The sequence below is a fragment of the uncultured Duncaniella sp. genome, assembly GCF_910578445.1.
In the GTDB taxonomy this organism is placed as follows: Bacteria; Bacteroidota; Bacteroidia; order Bacteroidales; family Muribaculaceae; genus Duncaniella.
Map to the genome: position 1 here is coordinate 24862 of NZ_CAJTQC010000014.1, position 19764 is coordinate 44625.

A 19764-nucleotide genomic window follows, 5' to 3' on the forward strand; every position below is an offset into this window, starting at 1 on the left:
TTTTCAGGCCGTTTTTACTTAATAATTTTCTTAAAAACATTGTCTTCAATAATAAATTTGAGTAATTTTGCCCCTCAAATTAAACAACTGTTTGTAAAGTTAAGTCTACCGTCGCGACGGCCGACACAATTCTCACCAAAACCAATGAAAGTATTAAAATTTGGCGGGACATCCGTAGGTTCCGCAAACAGCCTTCTAAATCTCAGAAGCATCGTCGAAGGTCAGAATTTACCGACCATAATCGTAGTAAGCGCCCTTGGCGGAGTGACCGACCTTCTTATCAAGACAGCCCGGACAGCAGCCGAAGGCAATGAGTATTATCGGGAACTTTTTGAGACCATAGTCAAACGTCATCACGATATTATCGCCAGTGTGATTACAGACCGCCCTGATGAACTGACAGAGGAAATCGACACACTCCTCTCCGAGCTTTCGTCAATCTATCAGGGAGTCTACCTCATCCGTGACCTCAGCCCCAAAACACAGGCCGCAATCGTCAGCTATGGCGAGCGCCTCAGCAGCCGTATAGTGAGCAGGCTTATAAGCGGAAGCATGCTCCACGACTCACGCGAATTCATCAAGACCGAGCAGAAACACGGACGTTCAATCCTCGACAGCGAGCTGACTCGAGCCCTCGTAGCAGAAGAATTCAAACCTGAAGTTCTCGCCGGACGCATCCATATAGTCCCCGGCTTCATAAGCACCGACAAACATTCGGGCGAGGTCACCAATCTCGGACGCGGAGGTAGCGACTACACGGCTTCAATCATCGCCGCAGCACTCAACGCCGAGGCTCTGGAAATCTGGACCGATGTCGACGGCTTCATGACCGCCGACCCACGTGTCATTCCGACAGCCTACACCATAAATTCCCTGAGCTATGTCGAGGCCATGGAACTTTGCAACTTCGGGGCAAAGGTCATCTATCCCCCCACCATATATCCGGTTTGTGTAAAAAACATACCAATCCGAGTTAAAAACACTTTCAATCCCGACGGCCCGGGCACAATCATCCTCAACGATGTCGAGGATGACCGCAAGCCAATCAAAGGCATATCAAGCATAAGCGGGACTTCGCTCATCACCGTGACCGGCCTGTCGATGGTTGGTGTCATCGGTGTCAACCGCCGCATTTTCACCGCCCTTGCCGAAAATGGCATTTCAGTCTTCATGGTGAGTCAGGCATCGTCGGAAAACTCCACTTCAATCGGTGTCCGTGACGAAGATGCGGACGAAGCCATCCGTGTGCTCGACAATGAGTTCGCAAAGGAAATCGAAGAGGGAGCGATGTTTCCAATGCACGCCGAAAGCGGACTCGCCACAGTGGCAATCGTCGGTGAGAACATGAAACATACCCCCGGCATTGCCGGAAAACTCTTCGGCACTCTTGGCCGAAGCGGTATCAGCGTAATCGCATGTGCCCAAGGCGCAAGCGAGACAAACATCTCGTTTGTGGTCCACGGCGATTCACTGAGAAAATCGCTCAATGTCATCCACGATTCGTTCTTCCTGAGCGAATATAAGGAGCTCAACCTGTTCATATGCGGAGTGGGAACTGTCGGAGGAATGCTTATCGAGCAGATACGCAGCCAGCAGGAGACACTTAGAAACACACACCGACTGAAACTCAACGTTGTCGGAATCGCCTCAAGCCGACGCGCCATTTTCTCGCGTTCAGGCATCGACCTTGCCAACTACCGCAAAGAGCTTGACGCAAGCCCGGCAAGCACCCCCGAACGTCTGCGCGACGAAATCGTCGGCATGAACATATTCAACAGCGTGTTTGTCGACTGCACCGCGAGCCACGAGGTAGCCGCCCTCTACCAGACATTCCTTGACCACAATATTTCGGTCGTAGCCGCCAATAAAGTAGCGGCCTCAAGCAGCTATGACATATATCGCCGCCTCAAGGACACAGCCCTCAGCCGTGGCGTCAAATATCTGTTTGAGACCAATGTCGGAGCGGGACTGCCAATAATCGGCACTATAAACGACCTAATTTCATCGGGTGACAGAATCCTGAAGATTGAAGCAGTCCTCAGCGGAACTCTCAACTTCATTTTCAACGCACTTTCTTCCACCGTTCCATTCTCCGAAACAGTCCGGCTGGCAAAGGAGCTCGGCTACAGCGAACCTGACCCGCGCATCGACCTCAGCGGTCAGGACGTTATCAGAAAACTTGTAATCCTCACCCGCGAAGGAGGCTACAAGGCCGAACAAAGCGAAGTCGAAAAACACCTTTTCATCCCGACCGAGCTTTTCGAAGGCTCGCTCGACGACTTCTGGCACAGGCTTCCAGAACTTGACGAAGATTTCGAAGCCCGTCGCAAGGTGCTTGAATCGGAAGGGAAACGTTGGCGCTTCGTGGCCAGAATGGAAATGGGCAAGATGAGTGTCGGGCTGGAAGCCGTCGACAGCCGTCATCCTTTCTACGGACTGGAAGGCTCAAACAACATAGTCCTTCTGACAACCGAACGCTACCGCGAATATCCCATGCTTATCCAAGGCTATGGCGCAGGGGCTGAAGTCACCGCCGCCGGAGTATTCGCCAACATCATGTCGACCGTCAACAACTGATGCGCCTATGAAGCATCTCATAATACTTGGCGACGGGATGTCGGACCATCCCATCGCCTCTCTGGGAGGAAAAACACCTCTCCAGTATGCCTCAACACCCTCGTTTGACCGTCTTGCCTCTTCCGGACGCTGCGGAACACTTGTCACCATACCCGACGGATTCGCCCCCGGCAGCGAAGTCGCCAACACCTCCATTCTGGGCTATGACCTGAATGAAGTCTATGAAGGACGCGGACCTCTCGAAGCCGCAAGTATAGGCTACGAAATGGAAGCCGGCGACATGGCAATGCGATGCAACATCATCACCCTCGGCCAGCAAGGTGAAATCGCCAACCATCACGGAGGCCATCTGTCCACCGAAGAAGGGACTGAACTCATCAACTACCTGAACAGCCGTCTTGGCAGTGAGGGCGTGAAATTCATCCCGGGCATACAATACAGACACTTGCTCGTCATCAAGGGTGGCAACAAGCACATCGAGTGCGCCCCTCCTCACGACCATCCCGGAGAACAATGGCGCGACCTGCTTGTCAAACCTGAGACAGAAACAGCCCCCGAAGCATCGCGCATGTCATCGCAGGAAACCGCCCGACTGCTCAACGACCTCATACTCCGATCTCAGCAACTGCTTGCCGAACATCCGATAAATCTTCGACGGAAAGCCGAAGGCCGCCCGACAGCAAATTCAATCTGGCCTTGGAGTCCCGGCTACCGCCCGCGAATGCAGACCCTGCAGCAGATGTATCCATCAATCAAAAGCGGAGCTGTAATCTCGGCGGTCGACCTCATCAGAGGAATAGGCCACTATGCAGGACTGCGAACCATAATCGTCCCCGGCATGACAGGCCTCGCCGACACGAACTACGAGGGCAAAGCCAAGGCTGCAATCGAAGCTCTGCGCACCGATGATTTTGTATTTCTCCATGTGGAGGCAACCGACGAAGCCGGTCACGATGGAAACATTGACCTCAAAATCCGCGCAATCGAATATCTCGACAAACGCATCATAGGCCCGATAATGCAGGAACTCGCCGGATGGGACGAACCGGTCCGCATAGCCCTTCTGCCGGACCATGCAACCCCTGCCGAACGCCGCATACACATCGGCGACCCAGTACCGTTCACCATCTATACACCCGGCGGAATCCCCGACAGCGTCACAGCCTACGATGAAAAAAGCTGTCGCGAAGGAGCTTACGGGACTCTCCATCTTCAAGAGTTCATGCAGGAATTCATGAGACTCTGACACTTAACACACACTTTTAAACATCAGCAAAATGCTTTATTACAGCACCAACCACTCATCCCCTGAAGCAACTCTTGAAGAAGCCGTAGTCAAAGGACTCGCATCTGACAGGGGACTATATATGCCTGAACACATCAAGGCTCTTCCTAAAGAATTCTTCAATGACATCGACAAAATGTCATTTCACGAAATCGCATGCCGGGTTGCCGACGCATTTTTTGGAGAAGACATTCCAGCCGACGAACTCCACCGAATCGTCTGCGATACCCTTTCGTTTGACTGTCCTGTAGCCGAAGTCGATTCTGACATCTATAGCCTCGAACTGTTCCACGGGCCGACTCTTGCGTTCAAGGATGTCGGGGCACGCTTCATGGCCAGATTGCTCCAATATTTCATCAAGAAACGTTCCCACACACGCAATGTCAACGTCCTCGTCGCCACCAGCGGTGACACAGGCTCGGCTGTGGCCAACGGCTTTCTCGGCGTTGACGGCATACATGTCTACGTGCTTTACCCCAAGGGGAAAGTCAGCCCGATTCAGGAGTGTCAGTTCACCACTCTCGGACGTAATATCACCGCAGTTGAAGTAGACGGCGTGTTCGATGACTGCCAGCGTCTGGTAAAGAGCGCCTTCATGGATCAGGACCTGTGTCAGCATCTGACACTCACCTCAGCCAACTCAATCAACGTCGCCCGCTTCCTTCCGCAAGCATTCTACTATTTCAATGCCTACGCCCGCATGAAGGCCATCGGCAAGGGCGACAATCTTGTAATAAGTGTCCCCAGCGGAAATTTCGGCAATATCACCGCCGGACTTTTCGCCCACCGCATGGGACTTCCCGTCAAACGTTTCATTGCAGCCAACAACGCCAACGACATATTTTACAACTATCTTCTTTCGGGAGTCTATTCGCCCAAAGCGAGTGTCCAGACTATCGCAAACGCTATGGACGTCGGCGATCCGAGCAATTTCGCACGTATTTTCGACCTCTATGGAGGTTCTCATGAACGCATATCATCACTTATCAGCGGTTACACATTCACCGACTCCCAAATACGGGAGACAATGGACGAATGCTACAACCGCATCGGCTACGTCCTTGACCCTCACGGCGCATGCGGCTACCGCGCATTAAAATCCGACCTGCGCGAAAACGAAACAGGAGTATTCCTTGAAACCGCCCACCCGGCCAAATTCAAAGAGACTGTCGAACATGCCATAAACACAGAAATCCGTATCCCGGAACGTCTCGCCGATTTCATGAAAGGGCAAAAACAATCTGTAGCCATGACTTCCGACTTCAAAGACTTCAAGGCATATCTGATGAAACAATAGACATACATATATAATAATGTGTGTCGTGCTACCGATAAACGTCAGCAGCAATCACTACGCATCATATCGGAAGACAATCATAGTATAATCCGGAGCTGTCAAAGAACCCCTAATCTCAACGAGCGGGAAAGTTCTCTGACAGCTCTGATTCATTCAATTTCGCCAATTCTCCCAACTTTTTCTTTTTATTTTCTTTGCTTTTAGGAAGTTTCCAATTAACTTTGCATATCGAATTTACTGAAATCTTGGTTAACCTAAACCCCGATACAGAATATTTAATACCATAAATTATGGCAGAAAAAAAAGAAAAATTGTTTGACCAGTTTCCTCCTATATCCACCGCAGAGTGGAAAGCCAAGGTGGAAGCTGACCTTAAAGGCGCTCCATTTGACAAGAAATTAGTGTGGCGCACAAACGAAGGTTTCAATGTTCAACCCATGTACAGGCTTGAAGACATCGAAGACTTCAAAACCACAAACTCTCTTCCGGGAGAATATCCCTACGTTCGCGGTACACGTACCGACAACGACTGGCTTACCCGTCAGGAAATCATCGCCGAAACCCCGGCCGAAGCCAACGAAAAGGCTCTCGACGTGCTCACAAAAGGTGTCACTTCACTCGGTTTCCATATTGACGAGCCTACAGCCGAAACCATCGAGGCCACTCTCAACGGCATTGACCTCGCAAAGGTGGAAATCAACTTTACCTGCTGCATCAAGAAAGCACTTCCTCTTGCAAAAGCTCTCGTAGAATATATCGAATCAAAGGGATGTGCCGACACATTCAAGGGTTCTATCGACTTCAATCCATTCCGCAAGCCTCTGCGCAAAGGTGTAGCGTTTGACGCCGCCACCCTCACAGAAATGGCATGCGAGCTCCTCGATGCCGTCAAGGGTGTCAAAGGTCTCCGCGTTCTCTCTGTCAACAGCGACATGCTCAGCAACGCCGGTGCATATATCTATCAGGAACTCGGCTACGCTCTTGCATGGGGCGCACAGTGGATGACACTTCTTACCGATGCCGGACGCAGCGCCGATGAAGTTGCCGGACGCATCAAGTTCAACATGGGCGTTTCGTCAAACTTCTTCATGGAGCTTTCAAAGTTCCGCGCAGCCCGCATGCTCTGGGCTCAGATCGTGAAGCAGTATGGAGCATCTGAGGAAGCAGCCAAGATGGTGGCACACGCAATCACATCGCGCTTCAACCAGACCCTCTACGACGCACACGTCAATCTGCTCCGCAGCCAGACAGAAGCAATGTCAGCCGCTCTTGCAGGTGTCGACTCAATCACAGTCACTCCGTTTGATGTCCCCTACAAGACACCCGATGAATTCTCAGAGCGCATTGCCCGCAACCAGCAGTTCCTCCTTAAGGAAGAAAGCCATCTTGACAAGGTGATCGACCCTGCAGGCGGTAGCTACTATGTCGAGACTCTCACTGTAGCCATTTCCAAGGAAGCATGGAAACTCTTCCTCGAAGTAGAGGAAAACGGAGGCTTCCTCGCATGCTGCAACGACGACACCATCCAGAAGGCTATCCGCGAAAGCGCTGAAAAGCGTCACACCGACGTGGCACGCCGCAAGGAAATCCTTCTCGGAACAAACCAATATCCCAACATCAACGAAATGGCAGCCGACAAGATTGTCGACCTCAAGGGTTCGCTTTCATGTTCTTGCGGCGGTCACAGCGATGCCTGCGAGACTCCGGCCGGTCTTCCCACCAAGCGTGCGGCAAGCGATTTCGAAGCACTCCGCCTCGAAACAGAAGCAGCTTCAAACCGTCCGAAGGTATTCATGCTCACCATCGGTAACCTAGCCATGCGTCTCGCTCGCGCCCAGTTCTCATCAAACTTCTTCGGTTGCGCCGGTTACGAAATCATCGACAACCTCGGCTTCGACACCGTTGAGCAGGGCGTTGACGCAGCTCTCGAAAAGGGTGCTGACATCGTTGTGCTCTGTTCAAGCGACGACGAATATGCAGAACTCGCTCCGGCAGCATTCAAGTATCTCGACGGCCGCGCAGAGTTTGTAGTCGCAGGCGCTCCCGCATGCACCGACGACCTCAAGGCTATCGGCATCAACGATTTCGTTCATGTACGCTGCAATGTGCTCGAAACACTCCGTGCATTCAACGCAAAACTGCTTAAGAAGTAAAAAGTCACCCCCATCATACATATTTATTTAGATATGAAACCCAATTTCAAAGAAATCGATATAGTAAAGGATGCTTTCGGCGAGCAGCAAGTTCCCGAAACTCAGGGGGAAGACTGGCTTACCCCCGAACTCATTCCGGTAAAGCCTATCTATACCAAAAACGACCTTGAGGGTCTCGAACACCTCAACTATGTTTCAGGTATTCCTCCTTTCCTCCGTGGCCCGTACAGCGCCATGTATCCCCTCCGTCCTTGGACTATCCGTCAGTATGCCGGATTCTCCACAGCAGCAGAATCAAACGCCTTCTACCGCCGCAACCTTGCGTCGGGACAGAAAGGTCTGTCAGTTGCGTTTGACCTCGCAACACACCGCGGATATGACGCTGACCACGAGCGCGTAGTCGGCGACGTAGGTAAGGCCGGTGTGTCAATCTGCTCTCTCGAAGACATGAAAGTGCTCTTCGAAGGTATCCCCTTGAACAAGATGTCAGTGTCGATGACCATGAACGGTGCGGTGCTTCCAGTGCTCGCCTTCTACATCAACGCCGGTCTCGAACAGGGCGCGAAACTTGAAGAGATGGCAGGTACTATCCAGAACGACATCCTCAAGGAATTCATGGTGCGCAACACCTATATCTACCCGCCGGAATTCTCGATGCGAATCATCGCCGACATCTTCGAGTACACCTCACAGAACATGCCTAAGTTCAACTCGATTTCGATTTCAGGCTACCACATGCAGGAAGCCGGCGCGACATGCGACATCGAGCTTGCCTACACTCTTGCCGACGGTCTCGAATATCTCCGTGCAGGTATCAACGCAGGCATCGACATCGACGCTTTCGCTCCCCGTCTGTCATTCTTCTGGGCTATCGGCATGAACTACTTCATGGAAGTTGCAAAGATGCGTGCCGCTCGTCTTCTCTGGGCCAAGATTGTCAAGCAGTTCAACCCGAAGAACCCCAAGTCGCTCGCACTCCGCACACACTCTCAGACTTCAGGCTGGTCGCTCACCGAACAGGATCCCTTCAACAACGTGGGCCGTACATGTATCGAGGCTATGGGCGCAGCTCTCGGCCACACACAGTCGCTCCACACAAACGCTCTCGACGAAGCAATCGCCCTTCCGACCGACTTCTCGGCTCGTATCGCACGTAACACCCAGATCTACATTCAGGAAGAGACCATGGTCACCAAGCAGGTAGACCCGTGGGGCGGTTCATACTACGTGGAAGCGCTCACCAACGAAATCGCACACCGCGCATGGGAGCACATTCAGGAAATCGAGAAGCTCGGCGGTATGGCCAAGGCTATCGAGTCAGGTCTCCCCAAAATGCGTATCGAAGAAGCTTCCGCACGCACTCAGGCCCGCATCGACTCAGGCCGTCAGACAATCGTCGGTATCAACAAGTATCGTCTTGACCACGAAGACCCGATTGATATCCTCGAAATCGACAACACTGAAGTCCGCAAGGATCAGGTGGCCCGTCTCGTCGACCTCAAGGCTAACCGCGACGAAGAGGCTGTCAAGAAAGCTCTTGAAGCAATCACCGAATGTGTCCGCACCAAGGAAGGCAACCTCCTTGACCTCGCTGTCAAGGCTGCAGGTCTTCGCGCTACACTCGGCGAAATTTCGGATGCCTGCGAAGATGTCGTAGGCCGTTATAAAGCTGTAATCAGAACAATTTCAGGCGTGTACTCATCAGAAACCAAGGCTGACCCCGACTTCGTGAAGGCTCAGCAGATGTGTGAAGAATTCGCTAAGCGCGAAGGTCGTCAACCCCGTATCATGATTGCCAAGATGGGTCAGGACGGTCATGACCGCGGAGCAAAAGTTGTCGCTACAGGTTATGCCGACTGCGGTTTCGACGTCGACATGGGCCCGCTCTTCCAGACTCCGGCCGAGGCCGCTCGTCAGGCAGTTGAAAACGACGTTCACATCCTCGGTGTGTCGTCGCTCGCAGCAGGCCACAAGACACTCATCCCGCAAGTTATCGAAGAGCTCAAGAAGCTCGGCCGTGAGGACATTCTCGTTACCGCCGGCGGTGTTATCCCCGCTCAGGACTACGACTTCCTCTACAAGGCTGGTGTAGCAGCCATCTTCGGTCCCGGCACACGCATCCCCGTCTCTGCAATCAAGATGCTCGAACTTCTCGAAGGCGAGGAATAAACCCGACTGAGACTTTTTTCAGATAAATCATTTCAGCAGGGACGCTCGATTCGGGCGCCCCTGCTATTTCTAATATCATATCAATAATCACTCTAAAACAGTTGCATTCAATGGATAATTTCTCACTATGCACTCCAACGAGATACGTATTCGGACGTGAAGCTGAATGTAAGGCCGCAGACCTCTGCCATGAGGCCGGATGGAAAAGCGTCATGATTGTCTACGGCGGACAGTCGGCGATACGAAGCGGACTGCTTGAACGCGTCAGAAAGTCACTTTCCGACACAGGCATCAAAGTCACAGAGCTTGGCGGCGTCCAGCCGAATCCTACGGATGACAAAGTATACGAAGGTATCGCCCTCGGACGTGAAACGGGAGTTGACGCGCTTCTTGCCGTTGGCGGAGGCTCTGTAATCGACACTGCAAAAGCCATTGCCGGCGGCATACCGTATGAAGGTGATTTCTGGGACTTCTATTGCGGCAAGTCAACCGTCACCAAGGCTCTTCCGTTAGGAGTTATCCTTACTATACCGGCAGCAGGAAGCGAAGGTAGCGGCAACTCGGTCATCACACGCATCGACGGACTGCGAAAACTTTCATTGCGCACCGACACCGCACTGCGCCCGAAATTCGCATGCCTTAACCCGGAACTCACCTATACACTCCCACCCTATCAGACAGCAAGCGGCATCGCCGACATGATGGTCCACATAATGGAGCGTTACTTCACCCCGACGGAAGGAGTGGAAGTAACCGACCGTCTGTGTGAAGGACTGCTAAAAGCAATAATCGCAGAAGCCCCTAGAGTAATGGCCGAACCGGAGAACTACGACGCACGTGCAAACATAATGTGGAGCGGAACTCTTGCCCACAATGGAATCTGCGGATGCGGACGTCGCGAGGACTGGGCCTCACACTTCATCGAACATGAACTGAGCGCGCTTTATAACGTCACTCACGGTGCAGGACTTGCCGTAATCACCCCCGCTTGGATGAGCTATGTCGGAGAACGCCGTCCGGCTAAAGTAGCCCAGTTCGCCCGACGGGTATTCGACGTGACAGAAAGCGACGACCTCAAGGCTGCGATGGAAGGAATCAGACAGCTGCGCGAATTTTTCCATTCCATCGGGCTTCCGGTTTCAATGAAAGAACTCGGCATAGAGAATCCGGATATCGAACTGCTCGTCAGAAAACTTCACGAGAACAAAGGACCGAAAATCGGTGGCTACCTGACGCTTGAAGCCGAAGACTCAAAGGCAATATTCATTCTCGCACAGTAATCCCACTCATGATTATAACACTATAGACTAAACGGCCTATGCAAGTTGATTTTGCATGGGCCGTTCGCATTTTTCCATAGCCAATATCCGCGTCTATTGTACGCGCATGATACGGCGTGGGATATGAGTGTTGATAATCAGCGGGACTGTCTCTATTTTCAAATTACTTGTGTCGAATCCGAAAGCATTTCCGGCATCAAGCTCCATCCTGTGCAACAAGGCATGAAAGTTCATCAGGAATCTGTCGCGACTGTTACACTGGCTTGATGGTGAGAACACGCGATGAATGATAATAAACCTGAAATCGCCTGATATGCCATGACTGCGTAGCGACGGATAATTACTTGTCAGGTCAATCAGCCCGTCTTCAACCATATCCTCGATAGCCTGACGAAGATAAACGCTTAACTGTGGTTGAATCCTGAATCCGATACGGAATTTGAAACTTGTAATAGTATCCGGCACTATAACAGTCCGCTCATATTCCAATGTATCAGGATTGTCGGTAAACTCGACACGCAGTATCCAGTAATGGTCGGCCCGTTTGGGCTGCTTGTTGACAATTGAATAAATCAGCTTGCTTTCAACTTCACAGGCATTGTCCGAACGGCTCATATACACAAGGTTAGAAGCATACTTTGGTATTTCCTTATCTGATTTTATATCCTTGATAATATCGGTATAATCGTCGAACGACCTGTATTCTATGTATTTACGTCTGATTCTTGTTGCCTTGCGCCACACAAGCATCACACCACACACCAGTCCGGCTATCAACAGGGTAAACCAGCCTCCGTGTGTGAATTTAAACATATTGGCCACGAAAAACGCGCCCTCTATCAAGGTGAAAACGACCGTAAAGACTCCGACCATCCATAGCTTCACACCCTTATGCCTGAGATACAAGGCGAGAAGTATCGTTGTCATAAGCATGGTGACAGTGATTGCAAGGCCATAGGCCGCTTCCATATGGCCGGAAGTCCGGAAGATGACAACCGTCAGGATACATCCTATATACAAAAAGCCGTTTACAAGTGGAATGTATAACTGCCCCTTTACCGTAGACGGGTATTTAATGCGCAGACGAGGCCAGAAATCGAGACTCATGGCCTCGCTGAATATAGTGAACGACCCGCTCAGCAATGCCTGACTCGCAATGATGGCAGCTCCGGTGCTGATAATGATTCCGGCAGGCAGAAACCACCGAGGCATGACCCCGTAGAACGGATTGACTCCTTCGGGATAGCCTGAGGCTTGAGATATTATCCATGCCCCCTGACCGAGATAATTAAGTATCAGCATGAGTTTCACGAACAGCCAGCTGTATGTGATGTTCATTCTGCCGCAGTGACCAAGATCCGAATATAGGGCCTCAGCACCTGTCGTACACAAGAACACAGCTCCAAGAATCATAAACCAACCCGGATAATCCACCAGAAGCCTTACGGCATACCAAGGATTGAAAGCCTTCATGATTGCCCAATGATCAGAGAGATGTACCACACCGAGGATTCCGAGCATGAGAAACCAAGCAAGCATAAACGGGCCGAAAAACTTTCCGATAGCCTTAGTCCCGAGACGCTGCACAAGGAATATGCCTGAAATAATCACTATCACAATCGGCATGACAGGCGCGTCGGGATTGAGATCCCTCAGCCCTTCTATGGCCGAAGTGACCGTCATGGCAGGCGTGATGACTCCGTCGGCAATCAATGCGCTTGCCCCGACGGCTGCGAGAATGTAAATCCATTTCCGCTTCAAGCCCTTTATAAGCGAATAGAGCGCAAGGATGCCGCCCTCCCCCTTATTGTCGGCGCGCAGAGCGATGACAACATATTTCAGCGTCGTCTGCAATGTCAGTGTCCATATAACACACGACACAGCACCTATCACGTAGTCAGGCCCATAGCCGTGGTCAACACCCATGATGGCCTTCATTACATAGAGAGGCGAAGTCCCTATATCACCGAAAACAATACCTATCGCCACCAATAGCGCCGCAATGGTGACACGATGAATATGTTGATTCTGACGTGTGGTTGTTGTTTCTGTCTGCATAATGTGTCAAACGTGTTATATCAACATTATAAACCATCATATCGCAAAAATTGTTCCGGCGACAACATCACTTTGTTATGAATGAACAACTTAAACGATACGCTGTTACGGACAATCTATCTTTTCCCAACCGTCGATCAATGCCATTGTCAGCAAACTGACCCCGTCAGGAGAATACATTTGCAAATAGTCCATAAAAATTCTTAGCAGATGGAATTTACCTATAGGATATTATGAGTAATTTCCGTAATTTTGTAGGTTATGAAATTCGAGTTATCTTCACAATATCAGCCGACAGGCGACCAGCCTCAGGCCATCGAGCAGCTTGTGGCAGGAATCGAAGCCGGGGAGAAGGCACAGACACTCCTCGGTGTGACCGGTTCCGGCAAGACTTTCACAATGGCCAACGTCATTGCCCGGATTGAAAAACCCACCCTCATCCTCAGCCACAACAAGACACTTGCGGCACAGCTCTACAGCGAGTTCAAGGGATTTTTCCCCAACAACTCGGTGCAGTATTTCGTGTCGTACTACGACTATTACCAGCCGGAAGCCTATATACCGACAGTCGACAAATATATCGAAAAAGACCTCATGATAAATGATGAGATTGAGAAACTGCGTCTGTCGACAGTGTCGGCTCTACTTTCAGGCCGAAAAGATGTCATCGTCGTCTCGTCCGTCTCGTGTCTCTACGGCATGGGCAATCCAGAAGACTTCGACAGTAATGTCGTGACTGTAAAAGTCGGCCAGAAGATAACACGCAACAAATTCCTCCGCTCCCTTGTCGGGTCGTTGTACTCACGCAATGAGGTCGAACTATCGCGCGGAACATTCCGCGTCAAAGGCGACACCGTCGACATCCGCCTCGCGTATGAAGAAATCATTGTGCGCGTCACCTTCTGGGGCGATGAAATAGAATCCATCAAGACCCTCCACCCCGACGACAACACATCGCTCGGCTCTCACGACATATTCCAGATATATCCGGCCAACCTATTTGTCACCTCACCCGAACGCATGGGTTCGGCAATAGGCCAGATTGAACTCGACCTCGGCGAGCAATATAACTATTTCATGCGCGAGGCTAAGGAAATGGAGGCCAAACGACTCCTCGAACGAGTGACCTACGATGTCGAGATGCTCCGTGAGGTCGGCCATTGTTCAGGGATAGAAAATTACAGCCGCTATTTCGACGGACGGCAGCCCGGCATGCGCCCGTTCTGTCTCCTCGACTACTTCCCGAAAGACTTCCTGACCATCATCGACGAGAGCCATGTGACCCTCCCGCAGTGCCGTGCGATGTATGGAGGCGACCTGTCGAGAAAGATGAATCTCGTAGAATATGGATTCCGGCTGCCGGCGGCCCTTGACAACCGTCCGCTGAAATTCGATGAGTTCGAAAAACTGACACCACAGGTGCTGTATGTCAGCGCTACCCCCGCCGACTATGAACTTGAAAAATGCGAGGGTGTGGTGGTCGAACAGATTATCCGTCCCACAGGTCTGCTTGATCCTATTATAGAAGTGCGCCCGTCGCTCAACCAGATTGACGACCTGCTCCATGAAATCAACGAGCGCATCGAACGCGACGAACGTGTGCTTGTCACCACCCTTACCAAAAGAATGGCCGAAGAGCTTAACGACTACCTCACGAGACTGCGCATAAAGACAGCCTACATCCACAGCGATGTCGACACCCTTGACCGCATCAAGATTCTCGACGGCCTGAGAGCCGGAGAATTCGACGTGCTTGTCGGTGTCAATCTGTTGCGTGAAGGCCTCGACCTTCCGGAAGTTTCTCTCGTAGCCATCCTCGATGCCGACAAGGAGGGATTCCTGCGAAGCCACCGATCGCTCACGCAGACTGTCGGCCGCGCCGCACGTAACCTCAACGGCACTGTCATAATGTATGCCGACAAGATTACAGATTCAATGCAACAGACCATCGACGAGACTGCTCGCCGACGCGCTGTCCAGCTCGCCTACAATGAAGAACACGGCATCACACCTCAAGCCATCATAAAGGCACGCAATTCAATCATCGGACTTGAAACCGACGACGAGACTACAGATAAACTCAAGCCAAACCGCCAGCGCACGGCCTCCGGCAAGGAGCAAAAGACCGGGCGCTCGAAAGCCCCTGTCCCCTATGCCGAGGAATATGGCACGAAAGTCAACCTTGCCGCCGACCCTGTCATGCCATACCTGTCGGCCGATGCACTCCAGAAGCTCATCACCAAACGCCGTCTGGATATGGTCGAAGCCGCCAAACGCATGGATTTCATCGAAGCCGCCCGTCTGCGCGACGAAGTTCTCGCGATGGAGGACCAGCTTTCAAAAATGCCGGCCGAGGAATGACAACCAGACAACATGAAATCCAATCCAGATAACCACCCACAAAATCTAAACAAATTATATAAATATGTATAACACATCCAAGACTAACAGACCGGCTGCCAACCGCGCTCCATATCCTTCCGCCGACAGGTTTCTGCCAACCAGCGTCAAGGAAATGAAAGCTCTGGGCTGGGACCACGTAGATATTGTCCTTTTTTCAGGAGATGCCTATGTCGACCATCCGTCATTCGGTGCTGCCGTGCTCGGACGTGTGCTTCAGGACGCAGGCTACAATGTGGCCATAGTGCCACAGCCCAACTGGCAGGATGACCTCCGTGATTTCAAAAAGTTCGGAGCTCCGAGACTCTTTTTCGGGGTATCGGCAGGAGCTATGGACTCGATGGTCAACCACTACACTGCCGCACGCCGCCGCCGCAGTGATGACGCATATACACCCGGCGGACGCCACGGAGCGCGCCCTGACTATCCGACGATAGTCTATTCAAAAATACTCCGTGAACTCTATCCCGACACTCCTATCATAGCCGGAGGAATCGAAGCCTCCATGCGCCGACTGAGCCACTATGATTACTGGGAGGACCGTCTGCGCCCCTCGCTCCTCGCCGACTGCGAAGCCGACATTATCAGCTATGGCATGGGCGAGAAAATAATAGTCGAGATAGCCCGGATGCTCGACGAAGGCACACCCCTGTCATCAATGACAGACCTGCCGCAAACTGTCATCCGCATATCGGAGGCCGATTTTTCAGCCGGTAAAGACGATATAATTCTCCACTCTTTCGCCGACTGCCTACGCGACAAGCGACTTCAGGCGGAGAACTTCAAACACATCGAACAGCAGAGCAACGCAATGCACGGCCGGACTCTATGGCAGCTCCACAACGGCTTTTGGGTGAAAGTCAACCCGATGTATCCACCAATGACCACCGAAGAAATCGATGCCTCGTTCGACCTTCCATATACACGTCTGCCACACCCGCGCTACAAGGACAAACGCATTCCGGCCTACGAGATGATACGCCATTCGGTCAACATCCACCGAGGCTGTTTCGGAGGCTGCTCATTCTGCACCATCTCGGCACATCAGGGTAAGTTCATCGCATCGAGGAGCAAGGAGTCGGTGTTGCGTGAAGTCAGAAAGGTCACACAGATGCCCGATTTCAAAGGCTATATCAGCGATGTCGGTGCACCGAGCGCAAACATGTACCGCATGGGAGGCAAGAATCTCGCTATATGCGAAAAATGCCTCAAACCGTCGTGCCTCCACCCGAAAGTATGTCCGAACCTCAACACCGACCACCGTCCGCTGCTCGACCTCTACCATGCCGTGGATGCAATTCCCGGGATAAAGAAATCGTTTATCGGCAGCGGTGTCCGCTATGACCTGTCCATGCACCATACAGGAGACCCGGTGATTGATGCCGCCAACCGACAATATAACGAAGAACTTATCACATCACATGTCTCCGGCCGACTCAAAGTGGCCCCTGAACACACCTCAGACACGGTGCTCAACATGATGCGCAAGCCCTCGTTCCAGCTCTATCACGAGTTCAGCCGCTTCTTTGAGCGTGTCAACTCGCGCCACGGACTAAAACAGCAACTAATCCCCTACTTCATTTCGTCGCATCCGGCATGTCGCGAAGTTGACATGGCCGAGCTTGCAGCCGAGACCAAGGAGCTCAATCTGCATCTTGAGCAGGTGCAGGACTTCACTCCTACCCCCATGACCCTCTCGACGGAGATATATTACACCGGCTATCACCCCTACACAGGAGAGAAAGTCTTCACGGCCATCACTCCGGATGAAAAACTCGCCCAGCGAAAATATTTCTTCTGGTATGACCGTGCCTACCGCCCCGACATAATGCGTTCGCTCCAGCGCCTCCACCGTCCCGACCTGCTCAAACGCCTCTTCCCTCAGCAGGCCTCGCATCCTTACAGGAAAAACGCAAAGAGATGACAGTAGAGCCAGACAATATCCAACAGCTCTGTATGTTGGTGTATTGTCAGCATTGAAATATACCGCAACAAAGACGAGGCTGCATCCCACTTCATCATCCGGGAAACAGCCTCTCTTCTTTAGCGCTTAACGGTCATCAATCTAAATCTTACCGACAAGATCAATGCCGGGTTTGAGGGTTTCTTTGCCGGGTTTCCAGCGAGCGGGACAGACTTGATCGCCGTGTTCGGCTACAAACTGCGCGGCTTCGAGCTTACGGAGAAGCTCCTCGGCATTACGTCCGATGCCGTTGTCCTGAATTTCGGCAATCTTGATTTTACCTTCAGGATTGATGACAAATGTGCCTCGGTAAGACATAAAGTCATCCGAGTTGAGCACACCGAAATATTCGGAAAGCACGCCCGTCTTGTCGGCGAGCATCGGGAATTTCACTTTCTTGATTGAATCACTCGCATCGTGCCATGCCTTATGTGTAAACTGGCTGTCGGTGCTGACGCTATAGACCTCCGCTCCGAGTTCCTTGAATTTTTCATAGTTATCGGCCATATCAACCAACTCGGTCGGACAAACAAACGTGAAATCTGCCGGATAGAAAAACAGGATTGACCATTTGCCCTTGAGGTCAGCATCGGTCACTTTCTTAAAATTTCCGTCGACAAAAGCTTCGACGGAAAATTGAGGGAGTTCTTGATTAATGATTGTCTGCATAATCGGTATTTGTTTTTTAGTAGAATAAACGAAGGCTTCAAAAGCCCTACCCAACGGCAACCACGCAACCTTGTGACAGCCGTTGAATCATCGTATGAAGAAACAAAAGCCTCACAAAAATGGTTCGATTTTCACCGGATTTACCTTTTCACTTAATTTTATCGCAACTTAAAGTATTATAAATAGTTAAAAGCTATCATTTAGCTATAATAATGTATAGATTATAGAAAACTTCATTGTTTTATTCACATTTTTATGTTAATTTTGACGCGAAATGTTAACGCGATTGAAACTTGTTTGAAAAAATTCACAACAATTATACATTGCAATTGTTAACATATTAAATATCCACACAAATCTCCAAGTGAAAGTCCGTTCGCGGATGACACACCTACATATATTTAAAAGAGAGAATGAAAAAGTCAACTATCTGGTTTCTGACCATCATAATGGCGCTAACTTTCATCGGACTGCTCTATATACAGATAATGTATATGAACAACATGAAGAAAATGCGTGACGACCAGTTTGCGGAGGGCGTGAAACGCTCCCTCTATGCCGTCAGCACCCGCCTTGAACAGGATGAGACCAAACATTTTCTTGAAGAAGACATCGCTTCGATGGAGACCCAGTTCTATCCGCGCACAAATGCCGACGGAACTGTCGATATGAACTATAACTTCACCACTTACGACGGGACAAACTATGACCTCACGCTTAAAGGAAGCAACGACAAGCCCAAAGGCAACAGTTCGATGCGCGAAATCATGCGCGGGAAATATCTATATCAGAAAGGATTGCTCGACGAAGTAATTTTCAACATCATCACCCAATCCAGCAACCGTCCGATAAGCGAACGCGCCGACTCGGCCGAAGTCAACAGCTACCTGCGTTCAGAACTCGACAACAACGGGCTTACTCTCCCCTTTGAATTCGCCGTAGTCAACCGTGTCGGAGGGATAGTCTACCGTTCGGGAGGATACCATCCAACCCTGAGCGATGAGAATTCGATGTTCATACAGACACTCTTTCCAAACGACCCGAAAAACAAAATGTATTATCTCAAAGTCTACTTCCCGACAAAGAGTGACTATATTTTCGGGTCGATACGCTTCATGATACCGTCGTTTATCTTCACGTTCATACTGCTTGTGACATTCCTCTGCACGATTATCCTCGCATTCAGGCAGAAAAAACTCACCGAGATGAAAAACGACTTCATCAACAACATGACCCACGAGTTCAAGACCCCAATCTCGACCATATCACTCGCGGCACAGATGCTCAACGACGGGGCCGTGCTGAAATCTCCGGCCATGCTCTCACACATATCCACGGTGATTAACGACGAGACAAAACGTCTGCGTTTCCAAGTGGAAAAAGTGTTACAGATGTCAATGTTTGAACGCCAGAAAGCCACATTGCGCCTGCAACATGTCGATGCAAACGTCCTGATTGCAAATATCACCTCGACGTTCAAGCTCAAAGTAGAGAAATATGGCGGAAAAATCGATGCGGTGCTTGACGCCGAGGAATCAACCGTCAATGTCGATGAAATGCACTTCACAAATGTGATTTTCAATCTACTCGACAATGCAGTCAAATATCGCCGTGAAGATGTCCCACTCAGACTGACGGTCAGCACGCGCGATGTAAGCGTCCACAACAACGAACGCATAGCCATAACCATCAGCGACAATGGCATAGGCATGAAGCGTGAGGACTTGAAAAAAATATTCGAAAAATTCTATCGCGTATCCACCGGCAACCGCCACGACGTGAAAGGCTTCGGCCTCGGACTTGCGTATGTCAAGAAAATGGTCGGAGAACTCGGCGGAGAAATCAACGTGGAAAGCGAACTCAATGTAGGAACAAAATTTATAATAACATTACCAATAACTAAAAACTAAAGA

General features: G+C 50.9%; 11 protein-coding genes. 9 read left to right on the forward strand and 2 right to left on the reverse strand.

Going from position 1 to position 19764, the window contains the following annotated elements:
- The first annotated feature begins 144 nt into the window (after positions 1-144).
- The 6 genes from thrA to QZ311_RS07335 all read left to right on the forward strand — a co-directional run bounded on the left by thrA (position 145) and on the right by QZ311_RS07335 (position 10761).
- On the forward strand, positions 145-2577 hold the full coding sequence (thrA, locus tag QZ311_RS07310; protein WP_297066074.1) for a bifunctional aspartate kinase/homoserine dehydrogenase I: 2433 nt from the start codon (positions 145-147) through the stop codon (positions 2575-2577).
- Positions 2578-2584: 7 nt separating this feature from the next.
- Positions 2585-3823, forward strand: coding sequence for a cofactor-independent phosphoglycerate mutase (locus tag QZ311_RS07315; RefSeq protein WP_297066076.1), 1239 nt, complete (start codon positions 2585-2587; stop codon positions 3821-3823).
- Between the two features lie 31 nt (positions 3824-3854).
- Complete coding sequence (thrC, locus tag QZ311_RS07320; protein ID WP_297066079.1) at positions 3855-5159, forward strand: threonine synthase; 1305 nt, start codon at positions 3855-3857, stop codon at positions 5157-5159.
- A gap of 290 nt (positions 5160-5449) precedes the next feature.
- Entirely contained in the window at positions 5450-7312 is a 1863-nt protein-coding gene (gene mutA, locus QZ311_RS07325) for a methylmalonyl-CoA mutase small subunit (protein WP_297066081.1), read from the forward strand.
- A 33-nt stretch (positions 7313-7345) separates the two neighbouring features.
- Positions 7346-9481 carry a methylmalonyl-CoA mutase gene (scpA, locus tag QZ311_RS07330; protein WP_297066084.1) on the forward strand — a complete coding sequence of 712 codons (2136 nt, stop codon included), beginning with the start codon at positions 7346-7348 and terminating at the stop codon, positions 9479-9481.
- 110 nt (positions 9482-9591) lie between these two features.
- Positions 9592-10761: an iron-containing alcohol dehydrogenase gene (locus tag QZ311_RS07335; RefSeq protein ID WP_297066087.1), complete on the forward strand. Its 1170-nt coding sequence runs from the start codon at positions 9592-9594 to the stop codon at positions 10759-10761.
- A 93-nt stretch (positions 10762-10854) separates the two neighbouring features.
- On the opposite strand, the gene QZ311_RS07340 is transcribed toward QZ311_RS07335, so the two are convergent.
- Entirely contained in the window at positions 10855-12819 is a 1965-nt protein-coding gene (locus QZ311_RS07340; RefSeq protein ID WP_297066090.1) for a KUP/HAK/KT family potassium transporter, read from the reverse strand.
- Between the two features lie 261 nt (positions 12820-13080).
- Between QZ311_RS07340 and uvrB the strand changes: the two genes are divergently transcribed.
- Together uvrB and QZ311_RS07350 are read left to right on the forward strand one after the other, a co-directional pair.
- Positions 13081-15180, forward strand: coding sequence for an excinuclease ABC subunit UvrB (gene uvrB / locus QZ311_RS07345; RefSeq protein ID WP_297066094.1), 2100 nt, complete (start codon positions 13081-13083; stop codon positions 15178-15180).
- A gap of 64 nt (positions 15181-15244) precedes the next feature.
- Complete coding sequence (locus QZ311_RS07350) at positions 15245-17143, forward strand: YgiQ family radical SAM protein (protein WP_297066096.1); 1899 nt, start codon at positions 15245-15247, stop codon at positions 17141-17143.
- Between the two features lie 141 nt (positions 17144-17284).
- On the opposite strand, the gene ahpC is transcribed toward QZ311_RS07350, so the two are convergent.
- A complete protein-coding gene (gene ahpC / locus QZ311_RS07355) occupies positions 17285-17851 on the reverse strand; it encodes an alkyl hydroperoxide reductase subunit C (protein WP_297066100.1) in 567 nt (188 codons plus the stop codon).
- Between the two features lie 413 nt (positions 17852-18264).
- Here ahpC and QZ311_RS07360 point away from each other — a divergent pair, with 413 nt between their 5' ends.
- Positions 18265-19761, forward strand: coding sequence for a HAMP domain-containing sensor histidine kinase (locus tag QZ311_RS07360; protein ID WP_297066103.1), 1497 nt, complete (start codon positions 18265-18267; stop codon positions 19759-19761).
- Positions 19762-19764 lie beyond the last annotated feature (3 nt).